Below are 25,999 nucleotides of genomic sequence, written 5' to 3' on the forward strand. Positions count from 1 at the left end.
CGTTCGCCCTTTCGTCCGGATCTTGACACCCAGGAGCGTAGAAGCAGTGCCGTCATCGTCCTCTTCGGTTGTTCAAACCGTTCTCGAACAGTCCTCGCGTGTCCTGCAGACTTACGCCGTGGACCCCGGCCTCGTAGCCGAGCACGCCAATGGCGAACGCCGTATCACCCAGGGCGGATATGGCGATCGTCAGCTTTTCGAGCTCGTTCAGAACGCGTCGGATGAAATGGCCGATGCGTCGAGTGGGCGAGTTCATGTCGTCCTCACGGAAACCCACTTGTACTGCGCAAACGAGGGTAATCCGGTGACCCCGGAAGGCGCGGAGACAATTCTCCGAATGAGCATGTCGAAGAAGCGTGGCGGCCAGATCGGGCGCTTCGGGGTGGGCGTCAAATCGGTTCTCGTGGTGACCGACGCACCGGAATTCTTCAGCAGCACCGGAAGCTTCGGATTCGCCCGCGCCTGGTCGTACGAGCAGATCAGGGCCGTGCCCGGCGTGACGGCGCGCTACGGCCCGGACTTCGACGCCCCCGTGCTGCGGATGGCCCGACCTCTGGACGTGCAGGCCGAGCGCGCTTCCGATCACGTCCTGAACGAGCTGCTGGCCTGGGCCACCACCGTCGTTCGCCTGCCCCTGCTCCCGAAGGCGGATGACCGGCTGGGCCGGGACATGCACGGCGGACGTGCCAAGGACCACGGCGAGCCCCGCGAGGAATTCCCGGTCGGCTTCCAGCTCTTCTCTCCGCACGTCGCGAAGGTCGTGCTGGAGGACCGCCGGCCACGGCCCATGGCCCGTCGGACACTGACTTCCCAGCAGACCGGCGACCTGCACACCGTGGTCGAGGAGCGGACCGGGAAGGCCGTCGCCACCGATCGGTGGCGCGTGTTCACCACCACCCACGAACCCGGTCCGAGCGCCCGCGCGGACGCCGGAGAACTGCACGACCGGCTCTCGCTCGACCTCGCCTGGGGCGTCCCCGCCCTGGAGAAGGACCCGGAGAGCGGTCTGTACGTCAGCCCGCGATCGCGCGGACGCGGCAAGTTCTGGTCCTTCTTCCCGACCAAGTACGAGATGTCGCTGAGCGGCATCCTCAACGGCGCCTGGAAGACGAACGAGGACCGCCAGAATCTCCTCGACTCCTCTCCCTTCAACCAGGAGATGATCCGGGTGTCGGCGAAGCTGGTCGTGGACTCCCTCCCCGCCCTGGCACCCGAGGAGGACCCTGCCGCCTATCTCCCCCTGCTGCCCGGCCGAGTCAAGGAGGCGATCAGCTGGGCCGACGAGTTCCTGACCCGGGAGATCTGGGCCCGCACCGCGGACCGTCCGTCGCTGCCCGACCAGGACGGCGTCCTGCGCATCCCGACGGCGCTGAGGATCCACCCGCGCCTCGACAGGGACCTGAAAAAACTGTCCAGTTGGCTGCGGATGTGGCATGAATGCCCCGGGCGCCCCTCGAACTGGCTTCATCCGAGTGCCGAGGCGGACGCCCTGCGCTCCGGAAAGGTCGAGCACATCATCAGCACGGCCGGACATGAGCGGACCGATGTCCGGGAATGGCTGGAGGCTCTGGTCGAGAGCGGCACCCCCGAGGCGTCGGCGATGGCCGTTCGCATCCTCGCGGACATGATCGAGAACCGCTCTCCCTATGCCGAGGAGGCCCGCAAGGCCCACATCGTGCTCACCGAGGAGCACGGTCTCGTCGCACCCGTGCACGGCAAGGTGTTCCGCCGTGCCGACCAGGGCGGCCTGCGCGAGGCCCTGGTGTACGTGGTCGACGAGCTCGCCCAGGACCCATCGCTGGCTCATGCGCTCAACGTCCTGGGCATCCGGGAGGCCGATGTCGAGGGCCGGTTCGTCAGCGTCCTCGATCAGGGCTTCGGCCACTACAGCGACTCGGACTGGGAGCGGTTCTGGGAGCTGTTCCGTCAGGCGGGGTTGCGTCGGCTGGCCCACAAAGTCCTGGAGAGGGTGCCCACCCCGCGCTCGACGCTCCGGGTGCGGACCGCCGACGGTCGGTTCCGGCCGGTCGAGGACTGCATGCTGCCGGGTGTCGTGGCCGATGCGACGCGCGACCCGAGCATCGCTGTCGACATGGCGTTCCACTCCGACGACACCCCCTTCTTCTCGCAGGTCGGCCTGCGGGAACGGCCGTCCGGTGGGGTCCGCCCCCAGGAGGACGAAGCGTGGTTCGTGGAGTACCGCGAAGCCCTCCACGCCGCCTACCTGCGCGGCCTGGACAGCCGCGCCCCGCGCCCCGCACTGAACCGGATGAAGGTCGAGGGCGCCGCGATCGGCGGCCCCCTCCACCTCTTCCGCGCCCTCTCCGAGGAATCCCGCGCCGCCTTCCTGAAAGTGCTGCCCGACGACGCCGTGGTGGACAACTGGACGCGCCAGATCGGCGCACAGACCAACACCCGACAGGCCGTGCCCTCGCCGATCCGATGGATGCTGAGGAAGTTCGGCACGATCGCCACCTCCCAGGGGATCAAGTCGCTCAAGGAGGCCGTCGGACCCCAGCTCGCCGACTACCGGGACGTGCTGCCGGTCGCCGACATCTCTCCTGAGAAGGCCCGCAGGCTGCGACTCCCGACCACCGTCGACGATGTTCCCGCCGACCGATGGGACACGCTCCTCGACGAGGTGACCCGCAGCGAGGACGACTCCTTCGTGGGCGCAACCTACGTGATGCTGACCCGGTTCGGTGCGGACTTCCCCGAGGACTCGCTGACCCGTTGCAGGATCGGCGACGCCTGGGGAACCCGGCCCGACGGTGAGATCACCGTCGCCGTCGGAGCCGCTCAGTACCAGGCGCTGCGCGCCGAGCAGCTCCCGGCGCTGCTCGTACCGACCGCCGACGACGCCGAGCTGATGATCGAGAAGTGGGGCATGCTCCGCTACGCCGACGTGATCAGCCTGGAGACGCGTGAAGTACCGGAGGGCGACCCCGTGCCGCTGGTCGAGCTGTTCCCTGCCCTGCGGCAGCGTCTGAACAGCGGGAACCGGAACAGCATGGTGCAACGGTGCAGCGAACTGGAAGAGGTCACCCGTACACCTAACGGCACGCACGCCTCGCCGCTGGACGCCGTTCGCCAGGACAGCACCGTCAAGGTCCGAGTTCCTCTGGACCCCGAGCCGATGCTGCGACTGATCGACCGCGAACTCGGCTTGGGCCTCGGCGCAGCCGGTTGCCTTGCGGTGCTGGAGCACCAGGACCGTATGGCTCGGGACAGCGAGATGAAGGCGGCGCAGAAGGCGGTGCGCGAGGCCCCGGACGTGGTGGCCAAGATCGAGCTGCTGATCGGTGCCGACGCGCTCCGGACCGGCCTCCCCGAGGGATTGATGGAGGCCGAACTACAGGCGACCGATGGCGTCGAGCCGTCCGGGCGCCGGATCGCGCAGATGGCGTTCAACGCGCACGGTGACGGAGTGCTCCAGCAGCATACCCGGGACATCCAGGCACGCTTTCCCAACGCCCCCGTCGCATACGGAGGTTCGTCAGCGGCCATCGCGTTCGTCTCGGAACTGAGGCTGCCTGTCGCGTTCGCCGGTTCGAGGACCCCGTCTCCGCCTCCGTTCGAGACCGTCGAGGGCCCTCGAGACTTCCCGAGCCTCCACGAGTACCAGGAGGACCTGGTACGGAACATCTCCACCATGCTCGACCGACTGGCGCCCCAGCGCGGCATGTTGTCGCTACCGACCGGCGCCGGCAAGACCCGGGTCACCGCCGAGGCCGTGATCCGCTGGGTGAAACGGGTCGGTGACCTCAAGGGTCCGCTGCTATGGATCGCACAGACCGAAGAGTTGTGCGAACAGGCCGTCCAGAGCTGGAAGTTCGTCTGGAGCAAGGTCGGCGCCGAACGGCCACTGACGATCAGTCGACTCTGGAGCACCAACGAGGTCGGGAACGTCGTCGACCACCCGCACCTGGTGGTCGCCACCGACGCCAAGCTGGAGCGGTGTCTGGGCACCGACCAGTACACCTGGCTGTGCCAGGCCGCACTGGTGATCGTGGACGAGGCGCACACCGCCATCTCCAAGAGGTACACCGAAATCCTCGGCCAGTTGGGACTCACCCAGTACGAGACCGGCCGGCATCTGCTCGGCCTGACCGCCACCCCGTTCCGGAACACCAACGAAGAGGAGACCCGCCGCCTGGTCGGCCGCTTCGGCAATCGGCGACTCGACGAAGGAGTCTTCCCGTCGGGCGACCCGTATCGCGACCTCCAGGGCTGGGGGATGCTCGCCCAGGTCGAGCACCGCACCCTTGAGGGCGGTCGTATCGAACTCACACGGGACGAGAAGACACACGCCGATCGCATGGCCATGCTCTCCCGCTCCGCCGAACAACGGCTCGCCGACGACCACGCGCGCAGTCGACGCATCGTCAACTCGGTGGCGGAACTGCCGGACGACTGGACGACGTTGCTCTTCGCCACCTCCGTCGACCACGCCAAATACCTGGCAGCGATGCTCAACGACCGGGGAGTCCCGTCCGCCGCCGTGGACTCGACGACCAGCACGCAGGACCGTCGCAATCGCATCGAGAACTTCCGAAGCGGACGCATCCGGGTCCTCACCAACTACGGTGTGCTCACCCAGGGGTTCGACGCTCCGGCCACTCGTGCCGTGGTCGTGGCCCGACCGGTCTACAGCACCAACGTGTACCAGCAGATGATCGGTCGCGGACTGCGCGGACCACTGAACGGTGGCAAGGACAGCTGCCTGATCCTCAACGTCAGCGACAACATCGCCAACTTCGACACGCACCTCGCCTTCACTCAGTTCGAGCACCTCTGGAGCCGGAAGTGACCGACGTCTACCAGGACAGCCCCCCGCTCACCGAAGAGCAACTGGCCGTGGTCGAGCAGCCCTGGGACGCTCGTGTCCTGGTCACGGCGGGCGCCGGCGCCGGAAAGACCCACACTTTGGTACGCCGGCTCGACGCGCTGTGCGGTCACGAGGACCCCGAGCAGGCTCTGGAGGCCGCCGAGATCCTGGTGCTCACATTCTCCCGGGCCGCCGCCCGGGAGCTGCGCGAACGGATCTCGCGGCACGGGGAACGAGCCCACCGAGTACGCGCCCGTACGTTCGACGCGTGGGCCTACGAGGTGCTCCTCCAGGCACATCCGGGCGACGAGTGGGGAGCGGTCGGCTTCGCCGAGCGGATCTCCGCTGCGACCCGCGCCATCGAGAAGGGCGCGCTGGAGATCGGGGACGCGGTCCCGCCCGCCCATGTCGTGATCGACGAAGTGCAGGACCTACTGGGTGGGCGCCGCGAGTTGGTGGAGACGCTCCTCGACCGGTACCAGGACAGTTGCGGTTTCACCATCGTCGGCGACGCGGCCCAGTCCGTGTACGGCTTCCAGATCGAGGACCTGAGCGAACGCACCGACGAGACCGGTCGGTTCTTCGACTGGCTGCGCTGCTCCTACCCCGACGACTTGGTGGAGCTGCATCTCACCCGGAACTTCCGGGCCACGACCACCGAGGCCCGAGTCGCACTGGCGCTCGGCCCCCGTCTCCAGCAACTGAGCGATCCGGACGAGGCGGGGACGCTCTACGACGAACTGCGCGACCTCCTCTTGGATCCGGCGAACGGCATTGGCGGCCTGGACGATGAGCTCACCCTGACCAGCCTGCGGGACCTCTCCGACACTTGCGCCGTCCTCACCCGTGACAACCAGCAGGCCCTCGTGGTCTCCGACCTGCTGCACGCACACAGCATCGATCACCGGCTGCGGCGCCCGTTGGAGGAGCGCCCGGTGCCGTACTGGGTGGCCGAGTTGCTGCGCCGCACGGAGGCGAACGTCCTCACCGAGGACCGGTTTCGTACACTCCTCGCGGAAATCCCATTCCCGTACGAACCCGACGCCGCCCTGTGGACGGTGCTGCGTCGAGCCGCGCGCGGAGCGGGACGCGGTGTGCTCGATCTGGATCGGTTGCGCCGGACGGTCGCCCAGGGCGGATTCCCCGACGCGGCGGCCGACCCGGAGACGGCCCGCATCGTCGTCTCGACGGTGCACAGGGCCAAGGGCCTGGAGTTCGACCGGGTGATCGTCCTGACACCACCGACCCTCGCCGAACTCCACAAGCGGTACCAGGACGAGCTGGACCTGCCCGCCGAGGCCCGCGCGCTCTACGTGGCAATGACGCGTGCCCGCCAGGACCTGTACCACGTGGCCCCTTCCGAACTGCCGCTCTTCAGAAGGGCGGGGAATCGACGCAACGGCCGACGCTACCTCGGATCGTGGCGGTCGTACGACAGGTACGGGATCGTCGCCGAGCCGGGCGACGTGAGCCGGGACGACCCGCCCGGTCAGGAGACCGACGCCGTCGGCACCCAGGTGTATCTCCTGGAACAGGTCCGTCCCGGCCAGGAGGTGCTGCTGCGCAGGCGCCACGACCTGCCGATGGGCGAGGCGGAGAGCCCGCCGTACGCCCTGGTGCACGCAGGGCGGGAGATCGGCGAGGCGTCGCGGAGCTTTCGCGAGGAGTTGTTCCAGGTGCAGAAGGTGAACCGCGCCTGGGACCCCTGGTGGCCCGACGAGATCCACGGCTTGCGGATCGACACTCTGGAAACCGTGACGGGCAGCACCGCCGCCGGCGCCAACGCCGGTCTCGGGGAGAGAGGTGTGTGGATCGTCCCTCGAATCACCGGCATCGGCCGGTACCGGAGAGCCGACAACTACGAGGAGCAACACGCATGACGCAGGTGGCAGGCCGACACTCCGAGCACTACCGGGTCCGGGACGAGGAACTCCTCGTGGGACTCCGCCGTGAGCTCCTCGGCCCCGCCGAGGACGCCGTGCCGGACGATCGGGGCGAGGTGCTCACCCAGGACGCCCCGATCGACCGGTACCTGACCGGCGTGCTCTATCCGCGTGCCGCGGACAGGGCCGCGAAGGAGCAGCAGGACGACGGCGCCGGAGAACAGCAGGGCCTGGACGCCGCCCCTCTGCTCACCCGCGACGACGTCGAGGAGTCCGGCACCGCGCAGGAGGTCGGCGCCTCGGGTGACAGGCGCCCCTCCTCGATAGGTCTCACCTTCGCGGTCAGCCCGGCCATAAGCAGTTCCATCGTGGTCTCGGCCCGCGCGGCCGTCTACGAGCCCACCGACGCCGATGGCAGGCGCGTCCCGGCCCGCCGTGCCGAGGCCCGCACCACCTCCGACCAGCGGGAGCGGTGGCTGCGCAAGGAACTCGCCCTCGCTGACCGGACCATCGACGTGACCGAGCCGGATCCGAAGATCACGATCGAACTCGCCCCGGAAGCCTCGTTGCACGTCAACGTCCGGCGTCTCGATCCGAACACCGGCACGGTCACGGTCACGGTCACGTTGATCAACACTCAGAAGGTCGGAGAATGGGATCTCCAGGACGCCTTCTCCCTGTTCCAGTGCGGTCTGACGGTCCGTGCCGCCGACGGCTCCACCGCGTTCGTCGAGCGTCCCGCCCCGGCGGCCGGCCATGACCCGGAGATCGCCACGAGTCGGTTGCTGCACCGCCACGCCCCGACCTTCGCGATCGGCCACGGTTGCGCCGCCGAGTGGGACTGGACTCCGCAGCCGATCGGTATGACCGAAGCCGAAACGCCCGCCGTCCCCGAGGTGCGGAGTCAGTTCGTGCCCAGCGTGGAGGTGCTGCTCACCGACTCCAACCCGGAGATCGACAGTTCGGCGCTGTCCATGCTGGGGTTGGCCGAGCAGTCCGATGCCGAGGTCCTGGCCGCTCTGGAAGGACTCGCCACGGGTTACGAGTACTGGATCGACAGCAAGTCGGCCGAGGCAGACGCTCTGACGGGCGGCCCCCACGAGAAGCCCGCGCGGGAGCAGGTGACGGCCTGCCGCGAGGCGCTCGACCGAATCTGTGAGGGCATCGAGCTGCTGCGGACCAAACCCGATCTCATGCACGCGTTCCGTCTCGCGAACCGCGCCATGGCAGACCAGCGTGCCCGCAGCAAGTGGGTGAAGGACGGACGCGTCGGGGCTCCCGACCCGGCCGCCGGCCACTGGCGCCCCTTCCAGATCGCGTTCGTGCTGCTCTGCCTGGCCGGCATCGACGACCGCGAGCACCGCGACCGGCAGATCTCCGACCTGCTGTGGTTCCCCACCGGTGGTGGCAAGACGGAGGCCTACCTCGGGCTGATCGCCTTCACGTCGTTCCTGCGTCGGATCCGCAAGGGTGCGGGCGGTGGCGGTGTCACCGTCCTCATGCGCTACACGCTGCGGTTGCTCACCCTCCAGCAGTTCGAGCGCGCGGCGATCCTGCTCTGTGCCATGGAGCGCATGCGGCGCCGGACGCCCGAGTTGGGCCATGAGGAGTTCTCCGTCGGCATGTGGGTGGGGCGTTCGGCCACCCCCAACACGCTGGCCGTGGCAGGCCTGAAGCTCGATGAGCTGCGAAGGAATCTCGACAAGCGCCTCGCCACCGAGAATCCCGTCCAGCTACACGCCTGCCCCTGGTGCGGGACCCGCCTCGACGCACGGAACTACGAAGCCGACGAGGAAGCCAAGCGGATGCATGTCCGATGCACTGGCGCGGACTGCGACTTCACCGACGGCCTGCCCGTCCATCTGATCGATGAGGCGGTGTACGACGCACGGCCGACCCTGGTGATCGCCACCGTCGACAAGTTCGCGTCGATGCCATGGCGCCCGGCGACCTCCGCGCTCTTCAACCGCGACGACGCCCCGGAGGGCGGCACCCCGCCCCCAGAGCTGATCGTCCAGGACGAACTCCACTTGATCTCCGGCCCGTTGGGTACGCTCGCCGGCCTCTACGAGACCGCCGTGGACGCACTCGCCGACCGGCCCAAGGTGATCGCCTCCACGGCGACCATCCGTCGCGCCGCCGATCAGGGCCGCCATCTCTTCGCCCGCGAAGTGCGGCAGTTCCCGCCCGCCGGTCTGGACGCCCGCGACTCGTGGTTCGCCGTGGAGACCCCGCGCGAGGAAAAGGCGAGCCGCCGCTACGTCGGCCTCCTGGCCCCCGGCACCAGCCAGTCCACCCTCCTGATCCGCACGTACGCCACCCTGTTGCACCGGGCTCAGCAGGCGAAGACGGAGGACGAGGTGCGCGACGCGTACTGGAGTCTCGTCGGCTACTTCAACAGCCTCCGGCTGCTGTCCGCGGCCGAACTCCAGGTCCATGACGACGTGGTGGCCTATCTGGAGATGCTTGCCGAGCGCGAGGGGGTGGAAGTCCGCTCGGTCGCCAACTATTCGGAGCTGACGAGTCGTATCGACGCCAGCGAGATCCCCACCCGCCTCAAGGGCATCGAGAAGCGGCTGCCCGGCGATGACACCGTGGACGTCCTCCTGGCCACCAACATGATCGCGGTCGGCGTGGACGTGGACCGCCTCGGTCTCATGGCCGTGATGGGCCAGCCGCAGACGACCGCCGAGTACATCCAGGCCACCAGTCGGGTCGGCCGCGCGCACCCCGGACTGGTCGCGGTCATGCTCAACTCGACCCGGTCCCGGGACCGTTCCCACTACGAGAGCTTCCAGCATTTCCACTCCGCCCTGTACCGCGAGGTCGAGTCCACCTCCATCACCCCGTTCTCCGCCCGGGCCCGCGACCGGGGCCTGCACGCGGTGATCGTCGCCCTCGCCCGCATCATGATCCCGGCCGCTCGACCCAATGAGGGCGCCGGCCAGGTCGAGTCGTACGAACACGTGCTCCGGGGGCGTATCAAGTCCATCCTCCTGGGGCGCGTGGAGGCGGTCACCAGGGAGGAGACCGGAGCCGTGTCGCAGGCCTTCGACGAGTTCGTCGAATGGTGGTGCGCCGAGGCCGACATCCACAACGGCCTGCTGTTCGAGCCTCAGAGGGGCAGTCGTACCCCTTCGCTCCTGAAGGCGTACGACGACGAGTCACAGGACGCCGAGGCATGGTCCACGTTGTGGAGCCTGCGCGACGTCGACGCCGAGACCGCCCTGTTCATGGAGGGAACCCGATGACCCCACCCCCCACCCGCCGTCGCCGGACCGGCGCGAACGGCGCCGCGCCCGCCCACAAGCTTCCGCGGCGCGGTGCGGTCCGCCGCGCCCAGGCGATCACCACGTACGGCGTCGGTTCGCTCATCGCCGTCGACCACGAGTCCTTCATCGTCTCGGGACTCGACGAGGCCGAGCAGAGCTGGAGCCGTGACGAGTCCCCGCGGGTCTACGAACGGCGCCTGGCCCGAGTGCTCGACGTCGACTACTTCCGGTTGCCGCCCGCTTCCGACGACACCAGCAAGGACGGTCTCCGGGTCCGACGATTCCCCTTGATGCACTCCTGCCCCGAGTGCAACGACCTGCAACGGCACCGCGACTTCAACCCGCCCACCGGGCGAAGCGTCTGCGGCACGTGCGAGGTCGACCTGGTCCCCTCCCGTTTCGTGGTCGCCTGCGAGGCCGGACACCTGGGCGAGTTCCCGTACTGGCAGTGGGTGCACCGCTCCACGGACCGTGGTGCCACGAGGGCGGCACAGTGCGGTGGGAAGCTCAAGATGCGCACGTCCGGGCGCACATCGTCGCTCCGCTCCATTCTCGTCTCCTGCGCCTGTGGGCAGGCTCCCGAGGTCTCGATGGAGGGTTCCTTCCGCAGGAGCGCGCTCAAGGACCTGGGCCTCAAGTGTCAAGGAACCCGCCCGTGGCTCGGTTCGTCCGTCCCCGCTCAGGAGTGCGGACTCCCTCTGCGCACACTTCAGCGAGGTTCGTCGGCATTGTGGCAGCCGGTGCTGAAGTCGGCGCTCTCCATCCCGCCGTGGAGCGACGGCCGCTCGGATCCGCTCGCCGAACACTGGGCAGCGCTCCGTGAGTACGACGCACGCGAGCAAGTCGAGATCTATCTCAAAGGTGCTTTCAAGGGAAAGTGTCCAGTAGCGCTGGACGAGGTGATGGCACTCCTCGACGCGGAGCGCGAGGAGGACCCCGACAGCGAGACGGCCCCCACCTTCGACCACCGCTACCGCGCGCTGCGCAACAAGGAGTACGAGCGTCTCCGCGCTGGCAACGATGAGAGCGAGCACTCCCGCGACGAGCAGTTCGTCTGTGAGGCCCCGCTGGGCGACCAGAGCGTGCTCGACCCGCTCGGCGTCACCGGGCCGATGCTGGTCAAGAAGCTTCGCGAGGTGCGCGCCCTGAAGGCGTTCACCCGGCTCGTCGACGCCGAGTCGACGATCGACTCCACGGAGATGCAGCTGTCGGAACGTCCCCTGAACTGGCTCCCGGCCATGGAGGTGCGGGGCGAGGGAGTCTTCCTCCGATTGGACGAGGACCGACTCGGCGCCTGGGAAAAGAGCGTGGCGGTGGCAGCCCGGGTCGAGCGGATGCGTACCGCCCACCAGCGGGTGCTCGACCAGCGGGCCGATGACCCGAGCAGGGCCGTACCCTCCCCCGCAACCCCTCGCATGGTGCTGCTGCACACGCTGGCCCACGTCCTCATCAACGAGTGGAGTCTGGAGGCGGGTTACCCGGCCGCGGCCCTGCGCGAGCGCCTGTACGCCGCCGACGACATGGCCGGGGTACTCGTCTACACGGCGACGAGCGACTCGGCGGGCAGCCTGGGTGGTCTGGTCGCCCAAGGTGAACCAGAGGCCCTCGGTCGTACGGTGCGTTCGGCCGTCCGCCGTGCCGAGTGGTGTTCCTCGGACCCGCTCTGTATGGAGACCGAGGCGTCCGGTGCCGGCGGGATCAACCTGGCGGCCTGCCACGCCTGCGTGATGCTGCCGGAGACGAGTTGCGAGCACAACAACATCCTGCTCGACCGCGCCCTGCTCGTCGGTACCCCCGACGACCCTCGACTGGGGTACTTCGAGGGCGTCCTGGGGCAGTGACGTCGAATCATCCGCCATGGCACCGAGGGTGATCCGTCACGTGCCGCTCTCCCGACCTTCGGAGCCGGAGAAGCTGCCGCAACGGCTCCGAAGGTCGGGAGAGCGCAGCCCGGAGCGTCAAGTCGCTCACTTCGCAATACGCTCTGCGTCCGCCTCGAACCGCAACTGGGCCCGGTCGAGGACCTCGTCCGCGTCATGGCCGTGCACTTGGAGTCAATGAAGGAGGTCAGCGATGGCCTCGGCCGCAGTCGTCTCAGCGACGGTTGTCATCAACCTGTTCGACGCGGCCGGACGTACAGGCCGCCGCACTTCGTAAGAAACCGATGACGTTTTTGGCCCTTGAGACATGCACGTTCCGGCTGTGACCGTGCGGGGTGCTCAGACTGGTCGTGAGTTCCCCCAGGTGACCTTGCGCTCGGCCAGAAGCTGAACGCCCCACCGGTCCGAGTGGGCGGCGACGATTGCCATGCCGCGACCCGTCTCGGCATCATCGGTAGCCTCGACGAGAACCGGTAAGGCTCTTGCGTCCGGATCGTGGACCTCGATACGAAGGCGAGTGCCGCTCATGGAAACGGCCGGCGTCGCCGGAGTGCCCCTGCCGACGTGAGTGATCACGTTGGACACGAGTTCGCTGACACAGAGTTGAGCCACCCGCCAGGCGGCCTCCCTCCCGCAGGCATCGGCGACCTCGGTGACCAGTCGCCAGTAGACGTCCATGAACTCGACCAGGCCACGGTGGTTGAGGAACTCGTCCCGGAACAGCAGGTCCACCATCGTCTCGGCCGGCTGCCCCTGAGCGCGGCCGGTGCGGTGACGGGCAGCAGGTCGAGTGTGGCGCCGTGTGCGACCAGCTGGCCTTGTGCCGTGCGGTCGTCGCTGTGAGAGAGGTGCCACGGGTTGCCCGGCCGGACGGCGACCGGTTCGGGGCTGGTGGTGGCAAGGGTGGAGCCCGCGTAGAACACCGGCCCGCCCTTGTCGTTGGTGTCGCCGGGCAGGGCGAAGTTGCAGCCGAGCGCGTCTCCAGAGGGGCCGTGCTGGAGGCGCACGGCCACGCCGGTGGCCTCAAGCACGGCGAAGAAGTCGGTCTCGTCGGCTGTGGCGGCGACCGCGCGGCGCACTCGCTGGCGCAGGACCTCGCGGGCGGTGGCATCCAGGCTCCTGGCCGCGCCCCGGCAAGGTCACCGACCTCTTCGAACAGCTCGTCGCCAACTCCGGCCTCCCGCCGATCCGACTGCATGATCTCCGCCATGGCGCGGCTACGCTCATGCTCGCCGCTGGCGGCGACGTCAAGGTCGTCTCCGACACCCTTGGGCACAGCGACACCCGGATCACGCGGGACATCTACCAGAGCGTCTTCCCGCAGGTCACCAAGGACGCCGCCGAAGCCACCGCCAAGCTGGTCCCGCTCCCGCGGAAAGCGGAGGCGGAAGAGGCCGCTCGCAAGGCGAGGAAGGCCCGGAAGGAAGCCAAGCGCGCCAAGAAGGCCCGGGCCGAAGGCAAGAAGAAGACCGGCGAGAAGGCCAAGCGGAAGAAGCTCAAAAAGTAGGTCACTAGACCGCTCCGCTCACGCATCGCTCACGCAATCCATCCCACGGCACCCCGGCCGTGCGCCCCGCCATGTCCCGAGCAAGACAAAACCCCAGGTCACGGACTGTGTGACCTGGGGTTTTCCTGAGCCGCCTTCGGGATTCGAACCCGAGACCTACGCATTACGAGTGCGTTGCTCTGGCCAACTGAGCTAAGGCGGCGTGGTGCGCGGCCCAGTCTACACATTGCCAGGGGGTGCTTCGGCACGGGTTTAGGGGCTGGTCAGGAGCGGCGGGGTGGGGGTCAGGTGCAGCGCTTGTTTTTGGGTGGGGCGGTGCCCTCGAGGAGGTAGGTGTTGATGGCGGTGTCGATGCAGTCGCTGCCGCGGCCGTAGGCGGTGTGGCCGTCGCCCTCGTAGGTGAGGAGGGTGGCGCTGGAGAGCTGGCGGGCGAGGCTCTTGGCCCAGGTGTAGGGGGTGGCGGGGTCGCGGGTGGTGCCTACGACGACGATGGGGGCGGCGCCCTTGGCCTCGATGCGGTGGGCGTCGGCGGTGGGCTTGACCGGCCAGTAGGCGCAGTTCAGGGCGGCCCAGGCGAAGGCTTCGCCGAAGACCGGGGAGGCCTTGCGGAAGGCGGGGGCGGCGGCGCGGACCTGGCCGGCGGTGGTGAAGGCGGGCGGGAGGTCGAGGCAGTTGACGGCCGGGTTGGCGTACATCTGGTTGGCGTAGCGGCCTGCGGCGTCGCGCTCGTAGTAGCTGTCGGAGAGGGTGAGCAGACCGCGGCCGTTGCCCTTCTGGGCCTGGGCGAGGTACTGGCGCAGGGTGGGCCAGGACCCCTCGTCGTACATGGCGGCGATCACGCCCGTGGTGGCCAGGGACTCGGTCAGCTTGCGGGCCTCGCCGGTCGCGACGGGGTGGGCGTCCAGCTTCTTGAAGAAGGCGGAGAGATTACGGCCGGCGTCCTCGGCGCTCTTGTTGCCGAGGGGGCAGTCCTTGCGCTTGATGCAGTCGGTGGCGAAGGCGGTGAAGGCGGTGTTGAAGCCGGCGGTCTGGTTGATGTTGACGGTACGGGAGTCGAGCGCCGGGTCCATGGCGCCGTCGAGAACCAGGCGGCCGGTGCGGCCGGGGTAGAGCCCGGCGTACGTGGCGCCGAGGAAGGTGCCGTACGAGGCGCCCACATAGGTCAGTTTCTTGTCGCCCAGGAGGGCCCGCAGCATGTCCATGTCGCGGGCCGCCTCGATGGTGGAGACGTGCCCGAGCAGTTTGCCGGAGCGCGCTTCGCAGCCCTTGGAGAAGTCGCGGTAGGCGGTGGTGAGCGTGTTGACCTCGGCGGCGGAGTCGGGGGTCTGGTCGGTCTGGGTGAAGCGGTCCATCTGCTTGTTGGAGAGGCACTGGACCGGTGAGCTCCGGGCCACGCCCCGGGGGTCCATCGCCACCATGTCGTAGCGCGCGCGGACGGCCGCGGGCTGGGGCGCGTACTGCTGGAGGTAGTCGATCGCCGATCCGCCGGGGCCGCCCGGGTTGACCATGAGGGAGCCGATGCGGGCACCGGGGCCGGTGGCCTTCTTGCGGGCCACGGCGAGCTTGATGTCGGTCCCGGTGCCGGGCTTCCCGTAGTCCAGGGGCGCCTTCATCGTGGCGCACTCGAACCCGGACACCCCGCATGCGTGCCAGCTGAGCTTCTGGTCGTAGTACGGGCGGAGCTTGGCCGGGATGCCGGGCGGGAGGGGTGCGAGGACGGACGAGGCGTCGTCGGGGGTGGCGTGCTCGGCACCGGCGTCGTGCGCGCGGCCCGGGGACGCCGCCGCATCCGGAGCGGCCTGGCCGCCGCCCGGTGAGCAGCCCGAGACAAGCAGAGCGGTGGCAGCGAAGACGGCAGCGGTGGTGGTACGGAGCAGACGGCGGCTGTGGCGGCTGGTGGCCATGGGCGATCGGTCCCTCGGTCTCGGTCCCTGGTGCGGTCCCTGTTCGGGTTCGTTGCCTGGTTCGGTGGGGCGGGGTGGAGTGGGGCGGAGTGCGCGGTAGGGGTCCGCACCGTTGGCTGCGGTGGCGGCGGTGGCCGTTGACGGTGGCTGCGGTGGCGGTGGCGCGAATTCGATGTTGAACGGAGCGTATCCGGGGCGGGACTGTATGTGCGCTCTGGTCCGGGCCGTTCCGGGCCGTTCCCGTTGTTCTCGGCCGTTTCCGGCCCGTGGTGTTCTCGGCCGTTCGGCCGTTTCCGGCCCCGCGGCCCGATTGCCCCGCAGCACGTTTCCGGCTCCTCCCGGTTTCTCCCGGCGGTCCTCGGGGTCCGGTGGCCGCGGTGTCTGCGGCCCGGCCCCTGCCCTGTCGCAGGATTGCCGGGTCCTCCCGGGGCATCCCGGGCTTCCTTGGGCCCTCCCCGCCGGCCCCATGCGTTCCCCAGGTCCCCAGGTCCCCAGGTCGTTCCGGAGGTGTCGAGCCGGAGGTGTCATGGTGAAGGGTCTGCCGGCTGTCCCGAGGCATACCCCGGATTCCTCCGGCCGTCCCGCAAGGTCCGCAGACTCCTTCGGCTGCCCCCGATCTCACAACCGCCCCGGGCCCTCGCTCGCTCCCGGGCTTCGGTGCGACGGATGGCGGTACGTCGTGCGCGGCTCCTCTCGGCGGACGGTTCCGGTGTTCGCGGGCCCGGTGCTGCTCAGCCGGCCCGCAGCGCGGCCGTCATCGCTTCCACGGCGAGGAGGGGGGCCACATTGCGGTCCAGGGCCTCGCGGCAGGCGATGACGGCTTCTATACGGCGCAGGGTGCGTTCGGGGGTCGAGGTGGTGGCGATGCGCTGGATGCTGTCGCGGACCTCGTCGTTGGCCACGGGGACGGATGCGCCCATCTGGAGGGCGAGGACGTCGCGGTAGAAGCCGGTGAGGTCGACCAGGGCCAGGTCGAGGCTGTCGCGCTGGGTACGGGTGGCGCGGCGCTTCTGCTTGTCCTGGAGTTCCTTCATCGCGCCGGCCGTGCCACGGGGCAGCCGGCCGCCGGTTCCGGCCGCGGCTCCGAGGGCGGCGCGCAGTTCCTCGGTCTCCTTGGCGTCGACCTCCTCGGCGACCTGCTTGGCGTCCTCGCCCGCGGCGTCGATCAGCTCCTGGGCGGCCTTGAGGCAGCCGCCGATGTCGTCGATGCGGAGGGGGAGCTTGAGGACGGCGGCCCGGCGGGCGCGGGCGCGTTCGTCGGTGGCGAGGCGGCGGGCCCGGCCGATGTGGCCCTGGGTGGCGCGGGCAGCGCGGGCGGCGGCCTCCGGCTCGATGCCGTCGCGGCGGACCAGCACATCGGCGACGGCGTCGACCGGCGGCGTGGTCAGGGAGAGGTGGCGGCAGCGGGAGCGGATGGTGGGCAGGACGTCCTCGATGGAGGGGGCGCAGAGCAGCCAGACCGTACGGGGGGCCGGTTCCTCCACGGCCTTGAGGAGGACGTTGCCGGCGCCTTCGGTGAGGCGGTCGGCGTCCTCCAGGACGATCACCTGCCAGCGGCCGCCGGCCGGCGAGAGGGAGGCGCGGCGGACCAGGTCACGGGTCTCCTTGACGCCGATGGAGAGCAGGTCCGTACGGACGATCTCGACGTCGGCGTGCGTGCCGACCAGGGTGGTGTGGCAGCCGTCGCAGAATCCGCAGCCGGGGGCGCCACCGAGCGCGCGGTCCGGGCTGACGCACTGCAGCGCGGCGGCGAACGCGCGGGCGGCGGTGGCCCGGCCCGATCCGGGCGGGCCCGTGAACAGCCAGGCGTGCGTCATCTGGGAGGCGCCGCGCTGCCCGGGGGGCGCCGGTTCGCCGAGCGGGGCCTCGGCGGCCTTACCCGCCGCGTCATCTGCGGTCACGATGGCGTCGGCGTCGCGCGCGGCCGCGGCGAGCTGCTCGGTCACCCGGTCCTGGCCGACCACGTCGTCCCATACCGCCATCGCGCTGCCCGCCGTTCCTGTCCGTATCGCGTGTACTGCCGTGCCGCCGTATGCATCCTGATGCCATCCCCCGGCGTGCCCCATTCTCGTCCACCCCACTGACAAACGGGGCCGGCAATCGCGTCCCGGACCGGATGCGGGCCCGGGTCCGGCCCCGCCGCACCGGAAAACGGCCGTGGCCGCAGCAACTCCGCTGCGGCCACGGCCGTTGTCGTACGGGGTGAGGGCTCAACCGCGCCGGCGGCCTCGTCCGCCGTCGCCGTCCGTGTCCTCGTCCGGGTGAAGGCCGAGGAGTTCGTCGGCCAGCGTCGGCAGATCGTCCAGCGGGGTCTCCTCCGCCCATTCCGGGCGGGGGCGGCTGCGCTGCGGATCCACGGGCCGGCCGGTGGCCGGGTCGATCTGGGGGAGTTCGCGGGTGCGCTCGGGGCCCGTCTCGGCGGGGCCGGACTGCTGCCGTGCCTCGGCGTTCGGCTCCTCCTTGCGGAACATCCACGGCGGCACACGGTCGGCGGGGTCGCCCCCGTCCCGTACCGGCGGCAGCACGGTGGTCTCCTCGGCGTCCGGCCCGGCGCCGTACTGCGGCAGCACCGCGGTCTCGTCCGCCGCCCCGCGCGGCGTACCGGGCCGCGGCAGCGCCTCCGTACGCTCGGTGTCGGCATCGCGACCCACCGTTTCACGTGAAACATCGGAGGCGCCCTCCGGCGATCCGGGAGCCGCGGCGGAGCCCGTGCCGGTGTCCTCCACGTACCGCTTCCGCAGATCCGCGACCGGCGTCTCCTTGGTCGGCGCATCCGCAGCCTCGGCAGCCTCCGCCGCAGCCTTGGCCTCCGCCGCGGCAGCCGCCTCGGCCGCCTCGACCCGGGCCTGCTCGGCGCGGAGCAGGGCCTCCTCGGCCTTGCGCTGCTTCTCCAGGCGGCGCTCCTCGGCCTCCCGGCGCAGCCGCGCCTCCTCCTCGGCACGCTTGCGCAGCCGCTCCTGCTCGGCCTGCCGGGCCCGCTCCTCGGCCTCGCGGCGCTGACGCTCCTCTTCCGCCGCCTGACGGGCCTCCTCCGCGCGCTTCCGGGCCTCCTCCGCCTGGCGGGCGGCCTCGCGGGCCCTGGCGGTTTCTTCCTCCTGGCGCTTGCGCTCCTCCTCCTCGGCGCGCAGCTTGGCGAGCTGCTCCTGGCGCTCGCGCTCCAGCCGCGCCTCCTCGGCCTTGCGGGCGGCCTCCTCCTTGGCCCTGCGCCGGGCCTCTTCCTCGGCCGCCTTACGGGCCTCGGCCTGGGCCTTGACCTCGGCCTCGGACAGCGGCAGGACCTGGTCGAGGCGGTGCCGTACGACCGTGGTGACGGCCTCCGGCTCCTGCCCCGCATCGACGACGAGATAGCGCGCCGGGTCGGCGGCGGCCAGGGTCAGGAACCCGGCCCGGACCCGCTCGTGGAACTCGGCGGGCTCGGACTCCATCCGGTCCGGTGCCTCGGTGAAGCGCTCGCGGGCGGTCTCCGGCGAGACATCCAGAAGAACGGTGAGGTGCGGGACCAGGCCGCCCGTCGCCCAGCGGTTGATCCGGGCGATCGCGGTCGGGGCGAGGTTGCGCCCGGCGCCCTGGTAGGCGACGGAGGAGTCGATGTAGCGGTCGGTGATGACGATGGCGCCGCGTTCCAGGGCGGGCCGGATCACGCTGTCGACGTGCTCGGCGCGGTCGGCGGCGAACATCAGCGCCTCGGCCCGGTCGGAGAGACCGGAGGTGGACACGTCCAGGATGATCGAGCGCAGCCGCTTGCCGATGGCGGTGGCGCCCGGCTCACGGGTCACCACGACCTCATGGCCCTTGGCACGGATCCAGTCGGCCAGCGCCTCGACCTGGGTGGACTTCCCGGCGCCGTCGCCGCCCTCCAGGGCGATGAAGAAGCCGGTGGCGGCGGGCGTCTGGTCCGGGTCACCGCCGCGCAGCGCGTCGCGCAGATCGCGCCGCAGCGGTACGCCCTGCCGGTCGTCGGCCTTGGCCAGCACCCAGGCGGCGACCGGCAGCAGCAGCGCGCCGACCAGCATCAGGGTGAAGGCGGCGCCGCCGTGCGCGAACGCGAAGCTGCCGTTGTCGAAGCGGTGCGGGCCGATGGCCGCGGCCAGCAGCGGCGCGACGATCGCGGCCAGCGCGACCACGAGCCGGACGACGGCGTGCAGATGCTCGGTCGTACGAGCCGTACGGAACTCCTCGACCTCCTGCTCCAGCAGCACATGCCCGGTGTTGGCCGCGACACCGGCGCCGACCCCGGCGAGCAGCCCGAGCAGCAGCACCGTCGTCGTGTCCGGGACCAGCCCCATGGCCAGCAGCGCTAGCCCGGTGACGGCCACCGCCAGGGCCAGCAGCCGCCGCCGGGAGAGGGCGGGCAGCACCTTGTGGACGCCGCGGATCCCGGCGGCCGTACCGCCGGTCAGCGCGAGCACCAGAAGCGCGAAGGCGGCCGGGCCGGCGCTCAGGTCGAAGGCGTGCAGCACGGCCAGCGAGACGGCCGCGGAGATCGCGGCGGAGACGGCGGCGCAGGCGAGCACCAGCAGCGGGATCGCGCCCGTCCGGCCCTTGTCGGCGCCCGATCCGGCGTTCTTGGGACGGCGCAGCCCCTCCAGCGGTGAGCGCGGGCGAGGCGTCTGCGCGCCGGGAAGTTCGATGAAGTAGAGGATCGAGACGGACGCGGCGAACAGCCCGGCCGCCACATAGGAGCCGAGGGCCGCCTGGTGCACGTGGAACCACTCGACGCCGGTGCCCAGAAGCTTGCTGATGAGGGTGACGACCACCAGGGTGGCGGCCGCGATGGGCAGCGCGATGAAGCCGGTCCGCAGCGAGAGGCGGCGCAGCGCGTCCATGTTGTCGGGCAGCGGCCGTACGGCGGCGCCCTCCGGCGGCGGGGCGGGCAGCAGGGCGGGCGCCGCGCTCTCCCGGGCGACGGTCCAGAAGCGCTCGGCGACGCCGGTGACGAAGACCGTGACCAGCAGCCAGGCCGCCGCGTCGGCGGGCGTCCAGTCGATCCACAGGGGCGCGACGACCAGCAGCGCCAGCCGCAGGCCGTCCGCGCCGATCATCGTCCAGCGCCGGTCCAGCGGTCCCGAGGGCGAGGTCAGTGCGGACAGCGGCCCCAGCAGGACGGCCCCGAAGAGCAAGGTGGCAAGCATCCGGGCCGCGAAGACCGCGGTGACCGCAAGGGCGGCGCCACGATAGCCGCCGCCGAAGACGGCCTCGCCGCCCACCGGTACGTACAGCGCCGCCTGCAGGGTGAGAAGCACCAGGACAAGCATGGACAGGGCATCGCCGATGCCCCCGACAAACTGGGCGCTCCACAGTCGCTTCAGCGGAGGGAAGCGCAGCAGGGCCCGTACGGCACGCTCGCGGGAATCCGCGGCCAGTGCGTCTGAAGTGGGGGTCACGACCGTTGGCTGCTCGGCTCGCGTCATCCTGCCAGCCTATCGGGACGGTACGCACTGCCGAGCGCCCGCCCGAACAAACAGGCGGGCCCGACGGACCTGAGTCCGCCTTGCCCGCCCTTGTCCCGTCGGATCACCGGCACCGGCCCGCGACGGCCGGTGACCGCTCAGTCCTCGGCCGACGCCGTCTTCTTGGCCGCCGCGGTCTTCGCGGTGGCCTTCTTGGCGGTCGTCTTCTTCGCCGTGGTCGTCTTCTTGGCCGCGGTCGTCTTCTTCGCCGCGGTCTTCTTGGCGGTGGTCTTCTTCGCCGCCGTCTTCTTCGCCGGAGCCTTCTTGGCGGTCTTCTTCGCCGGCCCCTTGGCGCGCTTCTCCGCCAGCAGCTCGTAGCCGCGCTCGGGCGTGATCGTTTCGACGTCGTCGTCCCGCCGCAGCGTCGCATTGGTCTCGCCGTCGGTGACGTACGCACCGAACCGGCCGTCCTTGACCACCACCGGCTTACCGCTGACCGGGTCCGTGCCCAGCTCCTTCAGCGGCGGCTTGGCGGCGGCCCGCCCGCGCTGCTTGGGCTGTGCGTAGATCGCGAGAGCCTCGTCCAGCGTGATGTTGAAGATCTGGTCCTCGCTCTCCAGGGAGCGCGAGTCCGTGCCCTTCTTGAGGTACGGGCCGTAGCGGCCGTTCTGCGCGGTGATCTCCACGCCCTCGGCGTCCGCGCCGACGACGCGCGGCAGCGACATCAGCCTGAGCGCGTCCTCGAGGGTGACGGTGTCCAGGGACATCGACTTGAAGAGCGAGGCGGTGCGCGGCTTGACGGCGTTCTTGCCGGTCTTGGGGGTGCCCTCGGGCAGGATCTCGGTGACGTAGGGACCGTAGCGGCCGTCCTTGGCGACGATCTCGTTGCCGCTGTGCGGGTCGACGCCCAGCACGAAGTCGCCGCTCGGCTTGGCCAGCAGCTCCTCCGCGTACTCCACGGTCAGCTCGTCGGGCGCGAGATCGTCGGGCACATCGGCCCGCTGATGGCCCTCTTCGCCCTTCTCCCCGCGCTCGACGTAGGGGCCATAGCGGCCGACCCGCAGCTTGATGTCGTCGCTGACGGAGAAGGACGAGATCTCCCGGGCGTCGATCGCACCCAGGTCCTCGACCAGTTCCTTGAGCCCGCCGAGGTGGTCGCCGTCGCCGTTGCCGGCCTCCGCGGCGCCCCCGGCACCTTCGCCCTCGCCGAAGTAGAAGCGGCGCAGCCACGGCACGGCCTGCGCCTCACCGCGTGCGATGCGGTCGAGGTCGTCCTCCATCTTGGCGGTGAAGTCGTAGTCGACCAGTCGGCCGAAGTGCTTCTCCAGGAGGTTGACCACGGCGAACGACAGGAAGGAGGGGACCAGCGCGGTGCCCTTCTTGAAGACATAGCCGCGGTCGAGGATCGTGCCGATGATCGACGCATACGTCGACGGGCGGCCGATCTCGCGCTCTTCCAGCTCCTTGACCAGCGTGGCCTCGGTGTAGCGGGCGGGCGGCTTGGTGGCGTGCCCGTCGGCGGTGATCTCCCGCGCGGCCAGCGCATCGCCCTCGGCGACCTGCGGCAGCCGGCGCTCGCGGTCGTCCAGCTCGGCGTTCGGGTCGTCGGCGCCCTCGACATAGGCCTTGAGGAAGCCGTGGAAGGTGATGGTCTTGCCGGACGCGCTGAACTCGGCGTCCCGCCCGTCCGCGGCCCGGCCGCCGATCTTGACGGTGACGGAGTTCCCCGTGGCGTCCTTCATCTGGGAGGCCACGGTCCGCTTCCAGATCAGCTCGTAGAGCTTGAACTGGTCGCCGGTCAGCCCGGTCTCGGCGGGCGTACGGAAGCGGTCCCCGGAGGGGCGGATCGCCTCGTGCGCCTCCTGGGCGTTCTTGACCTTGCCCGCGTACGTACGCGGCTTGTCCGGCAGGTAGTTCGCGCCGTACAGATGCGTCACCTGCGCCCGGGCCGCGGCGACCGCGGTGTCCGAGAGCGTGGTGGAGTCCGTACGCATATAGGTGATGTAGCCGTTTTCGTACAGCTTCTGCGCCACCTGCATCGTGGCCTTGGCGCCGAAGCCGAGCTTGCGGCTGGCCTCCTGCTGGAGGGTGGTCGTACGGAACGGGGCGTACGGCGAACGGCGGTACGGCTTGGACTCGACCGAGCGGACCGCGAAGTCGGTGTTCTCCAGGGCTGCGGCGAGCGCACGGGCGTTGGCCTCGTCCAGGTGGAGGACGTCGTTGTTCTTCAGCTGCCCGTTGGGGCCGAAGTCGCGGCCCTGTGCGACACGGCGGCCGTCGACGGTGTTCAGGCGCGCGGTCAGCGTGGACGGGTCGCTGGCGTCACCGGTACGGCCGGTGGCGAAGGTGCCGGTCAGGTCCCAGTACTCGGCGGAGCGGAAGGCGATGCGCTCGCGCTCCCGCTCGACGACGAGACGGGTCGCCACCGACTGCACCCGGCCGGCCGACAGCCGCGGCATGACCTTCTTCCACAGGACCGGCGAGACCTCGTAGCCGTAGAGGCGGTCGAGGATCCGGCGGGTCTCCTGGGCGTCGACCAGCTTCTGGTTCAGATCGCGCGGATTGGCGACGGCCTCGCGGATCGCGTCCTTGGTGATCTCGTGGAAGACCATCCGGTGGACCGGGACCTTGGGCTTGAGGATCTCCTGGAGATGCCAGGCGATGGCCTCGCCCTCGCGGTCCTCATCGGTGGCGAGGAAGAGTTCGTCGGACTCGGCCAGCAGCTGCTTGAGCTTCTTGACCTGGTCCTTCTTGTCACTGTTGACCACGTAGATCGGCTGGAAGTCGGCGTCGACATTCACGCCGAGGCGGGCCCACGGCTCGCCCTTGTACTTCGCCGGGACCTCCGCCGCGCCGTTGGGAAGGTCGCGGATGTGCCCGACACTGGCCTCGACCACGTAGCCAGGGCCCAGGTAGCCCTTGATCGTCTTCGCCTTGGCAGGCGACTCGACGATGACGAGTCGGCGGCCGCCGCCCTCTGTGGTCTCGCTGGTCGCGGACAACTTCGCTCTTCTCTCCGGTCGACGCTGGAAATGCCCCCCGGCCGGACGCCGGGGGCCACTGCGGTGACGCTTGACGCTGCGGAGTGTGACGGTACCTCCCGCCCCCGTGTCAAACGGAAAAACCCCGCAACGCCACTCGAACGGTAACCCGACTACATGTCTTCCTGCCGCCCCGGACCGCACGGGGCCCTCCGCACGGCGCCTTGACGATCTTCAGCACCAGGACTGCGCCCCGTCCGTACCCTGCCCCGATCCCGCGCCGGGCGCCATACTCCCGCCACCGGCGATCTCACACAGTGACGATCCCCACGACGGCCGCCGTCCGATCGGGCCCGGTCCCGCCCGGGGTGTCACGAGGCGGTTCCCGGAGCCGCCGTTTTCCCGGTGCGGCATGGCGGACGGCTGGCAGGATGGACGCGGCACCGCCCGCCGCTCGGCCGGGCGGCCGCCGTCGTCACACACTCTCGGGGGGACACCCATGGCGCACCAGTACCCCGGACCACCGCCGGACGAGCCCGGCCGGAATCCGTACGCCCCGCCTCCGGGTGGCGGCCCGGCCGCGGACAATCCCTACGCCACACCACAGGGCTACGGATACCCGCAGGCCCCCCAGGCGCCGGGGTACGGCTACCCGAACGCGGCACCGCCACCCGCGTCCGCGCCCGGCTTCCCGCCGGGTGCTCCGCCGCAGGCAGCACCCCTCGCCGTCCCCGGCCAGGCACCGCAGCTCGCCGGTACGGCGCTGTCGCTGGGCGATATAGCGGTGACCGGCGACACGATCATGACGCCGGCCGGTCCGCTGCCGCTCAAGGGCGCGGTGTGGACGGCGACGGACATGTCGCGGACCGAGGAAAAGATCCAGACGGCCGGCATCGTGCTCGCCATCGTCTTCTTCTTCGTCTGTCTGCTCGGTCTGCTCTTCCTGCTGATGAAGGAGCGCATCACCACCGGGTTTGTGCAGGTCACGGTCAACAGCGGCGGCCGGTACCACGCCACGATGATCCCGGTGCAGTCGCCCGAGCAGGTCATGTTCGTGATGAATCAGGTCAACTACGCCAGGTCCCTGAGCGTGTGAGCCCCCTGACGCACACCGCCACGGCGATCCGCAAGCGCACCGTCCGGGTGGCGGCCCTCGGGCTCGGTGCCGGTGCGCTCGGCGCGGTCTACCTCTGGCACACCAACCCGCACCGGCCCGGCCAGGTGCTGCTCCCCTGCCCGCTCAAATGGGCCACCGGGATCCTGTGCCCGCTGTGCGGCGGGACGCGGATGGCGTACGACCTGCTGCACGGCGATGTCGTGGCGGCCTTCCACGACAACATCGTGCTGCTCACGCTGGGCGTACCGGCCGCCGCCTATGCCGTCGCACGCTGGCTGAGCGCGGGACTGCGCGGGCAGTACTTCCGGCCGCGGCTCTCCGCCCGCGCCAGTGCCGTGGTGCTGGGCATCGGCGCGGTGTGGACGATCGCCCGCAATCTCGTCGGCTGAGCCGGACCGGCCCCGCCCCCGCTCAGCGGACGGTGACGCTCACCACCGGGGATATCGTGCCGTCCGCGCCGACCCGGAGCTGGTTGACGCCCTTGAGGCCGAGCTTGACCCGTACCGAGTACGTGCCCGTGGTGTTGACCGGCGCCTGGGCGGGCAGCGCGACCCACTTGCTGCCCTGCTTCTGCTGGACGGTGACCTTGGTGCCCGCCTTGATGCCCTTGGCAGTACCGGAGATACGGAACTCCTGCCAGGCATTGACCGTGGTCGCACTCGCCTTGGCCGTCAGCTGCGCCGCCGCCGGAGCGGTGGCCACAACGGGCGACGGGGAGTGCAGATCGTACGGCTGGTCGGCGAAAGCGGCCGCCGAGCCGCCGGCGAGCAGGGCGACGGCGACCGTGCCGACGGCGACGTAGCGAAGCGTACGGTTCATGGGGAGTCCTCACTGACAAGCCTGTTCGTGACCTTCACCGGGAAACACGAACGGCGTCACACGCAGGTTCCCCTCCCGCCGCGTGTCGGCCACCCGGAACGCATCTGGCCGGAAGTGAACGTCCGGCCTTCGGCTGTCAGTTGACGTCCCCTCGGCCGGGGACCGGACCGGCTACAGCAACGCCAGCATCCAGCACCCCGCGCCCAGGAACACCACCCCGAACAGCAGCGCCGCCGTCGTCCCCACGGCGGGCCGGACGCCCTCGGCGACCGGCGCCCCGGTCCGTACGCATACGCCCGTCCACAGCAGCAGTCCGGCGCCGAACAGCGCGAAGGCCGCACCCGCGAACGCCTCGGGTCCACTCTCCATACGGGCAGCGTGGCACCCGCGGGCGGCGCCCGGGAGAACGCCGGATGAA

Annotated in this window: 12 protein-coding genes, 1 tRNA gene and 3 pseudogenes; 7 read left to right on the forward strand and 9 right to left on the reverse strand. The window is 70.2% G+C overall.

The window, feature by feature from the left end; translation table 11 throughout:
• Positions 1-46 precede the first annotated feature (46 nt).
• From ADL29_RS06375 to drmB, 4 genes are read left to right on the forward strand one after another with little or no spacing between them, the layout of a single operon-like run.
• Entirely contained in the window at positions 47-4,810 is a 4,764-nt protein-coding gene (locus ADL29_RS06375; RefSeq protein ID WP_053922747.1) for a sacsin N-terminal ATP-binding-like domain-containing protein, read from the forward strand.
• Positions 4,807-6,708 carry a UvrD-helicase domain-containing protein gene (locus ADL29_RS06380; RefSeq protein ID WP_053922748.1) on the forward strand — a complete coding sequence of 634 codons (1,902 nt, stop codon included), beginning with the start codon at positions 4,807-4,809 and terminating at the stop codon, positions 6,706-6,708. The genes ADL29_RS06375 and ADL29_RS06380 overlap by 4 nt, the downstream gene beginning before the upstream one ends.
• Positions 6,705-9,962 carry a helicase-related protein gene (locus ADL29_RS06385; RefSeq protein WP_053922749.1) on the forward strand — a complete coding sequence of 1,086 codons (3,258 nt, stop codon included), beginning with the start codon at positions 6,705-6,707 and terminating at the stop codon, positions 9,960-9,962. The genes ADL29_RS06380 and ADL29_RS06385 overlap by 4 nt, the downstream gene beginning before the upstream one ends.
• Positions 9,959-11,824, forward strand: a complete 1,866-nt coding sequence (drmB, locus tag ADL29_RS06390) for a DUF1998 domain-containing protein (protein ID WP_053922750.1) — start codon at positions 9,959-9,961, stop codon at positions 11,822-11,824. The genes ADL29_RS06385 and drmB overlap by 4 nt, the downstream gene beginning before the upstream one ends.
• A gap of 126 nt (positions 11,825-11,950) precedes the next feature.
• Here drmB and ADL29_RS46485 read toward each other — a convergent pair.
• Together ADL29_RS46485 and ADL29_RS44945 are read right to left on the reverse strand one after the other, a co-directional pair.
• A pseudogene (locus ADL29_RS46485) lies at positions 11,951-12,598 on the reverse strand (ATP-binding protein).
• Between the two features lie 2 nt (positions 12,599-12,600).
• Positions 12,601-12,975 (reverse strand): annotated as a pseudogene (locus tag ADL29_RS44945) (mobilization protein); the annotation flags it as partial.
• Between the two features lie 2 nt (positions 12,976-12,977).
• Between ADL29_RS44945 and ADL29_RS06400 the strand changes: the two are divergent.
• Positions 12,978-13,370, forward strand: a pseudogene (locus tag ADL29_RS06400) (tyrosine-type recombinase/integrase); the annotation flags it as partial.
• A gap of 128 nt (positions 13,371-13,498) precedes the next feature.
• On the opposite strand, the gene ADL29_RS06405 reads toward ADL29_RS06400, so the two are convergent.
• From ADL29_RS06405 to topA, 5 genes are all read right to left on the reverse strand, one after another.
• Positions 13,499-13,572, reverse strand: a tRNA-Thr gene (locus ADL29_RS06405).
• An 82-nt stretch (positions 13,573-13,654) separates the two neighbouring features.
• The gene (locus tag ADL29_RS06410) at positions 13,655-15,274 is read right to left on the reverse strand and encodes an alpha/beta hydrolase (RefSeq protein ID WP_053922752.1); all 1,620 of its coding nucleotides are present in this window, start codon (positions 15,272-15,274) and stop codon (positions 13,655-13,657) included.
• Positions 15,275-16,005: 731 nt separating this feature from the next.
• A complete protein-coding gene (locus ADL29_RS06415; RefSeq protein ID WP_053922753.1) occupies positions 16,006-17,256 on the reverse strand; it encodes a DNA polymerase III subunit delta' in 1,251 nt (416 codons plus the stop codon).
• A gap of 228 nt (positions 17,257-17,484) precedes the next feature.
• Complete coding sequence (tmk, locus tag ADL29_RS06420) at positions 17,485-20,685, reverse strand: dTMP kinase (protein ID WP_078970790.1); 3,201 nt, start codon at positions 20,683-20,685, stop codon at positions 17,485-17,487.
• A gap of 137 nt (positions 20,686-20,822) precedes the next feature.
• A complete protein-coding gene (topA, locus tag ADL29_RS06425; RefSeq protein WP_053922755.1) occupies positions 20,823-23,666 on the reverse strand; it encodes a type I DNA topoisomerase in 2,844 nt (947 codons plus the stop codon).
• A 478-nt stretch (positions 23,667-24,144) separates the two neighbouring features.
• On the opposite strand from topA, the gene ADL29_RS06430 reads away from it, so the two are divergent.
• On the forward strand, positions 24,145-24,741 hold the full coding sequence (locus tag ADL29_RS06430; protein ID WP_053922756.1) for a hypothetical protein: 597 nt from the start codon (positions 24,145-24,147) through the stop codon (positions 24,739-24,741).
• Entirely contained in the window at positions 24,738-25,151 is a 414-nt protein-coding gene (locus tag ADL29_RS06435) for a DUF2752 domain-containing protein (protein ID WP_053922757.1), read from the forward strand. Before ADL29_RS06430 ends, ADL29_RS06435 begins: the two co-directional genes overlap by 4 nt.
• Positions 25,152-25,173: 22 nt before the next feature.
• Here ADL29_RS06435 and ADL29_RS06440 read toward each other — a convergent pair whose 3' ends face one another.
• Both ADL29_RS06440 and ADL29_RS06445 read right to left on the reverse strand, forming a co-directional pair.
• Positions 25,174-25,581: a hypothetical protein gene (locus ADL29_RS06440; RefSeq protein WP_053922758.1), complete on the reverse strand. Its 408-nt coding sequence runs from the start codon at positions 25,579-25,581 to the stop codon at positions 25,174-25,176.
• A gap of 171 nt (positions 25,582-25,752) precedes the next feature.
• Positions 25,753-25,950, reverse strand: coding sequence for a hypothetical protein (locus ADL29_RS06445; RefSeq protein WP_053922759.1), 198 nt, complete (start codon positions 25,948-25,950; stop codon positions 25,753-25,755).
• Between the last annotated feature and the right edge of the window lie 49 nt (positions 25,951-25,999).

The organism is Streptomyces chattanoogensis (genome assembly GCF_001294335.1).
GTDB lineage: Bacteria > Actinomycetota > Actinomycetes > Streptomycetales > Streptomycetaceae > Streptomyces > Streptomyces chattanoogensis.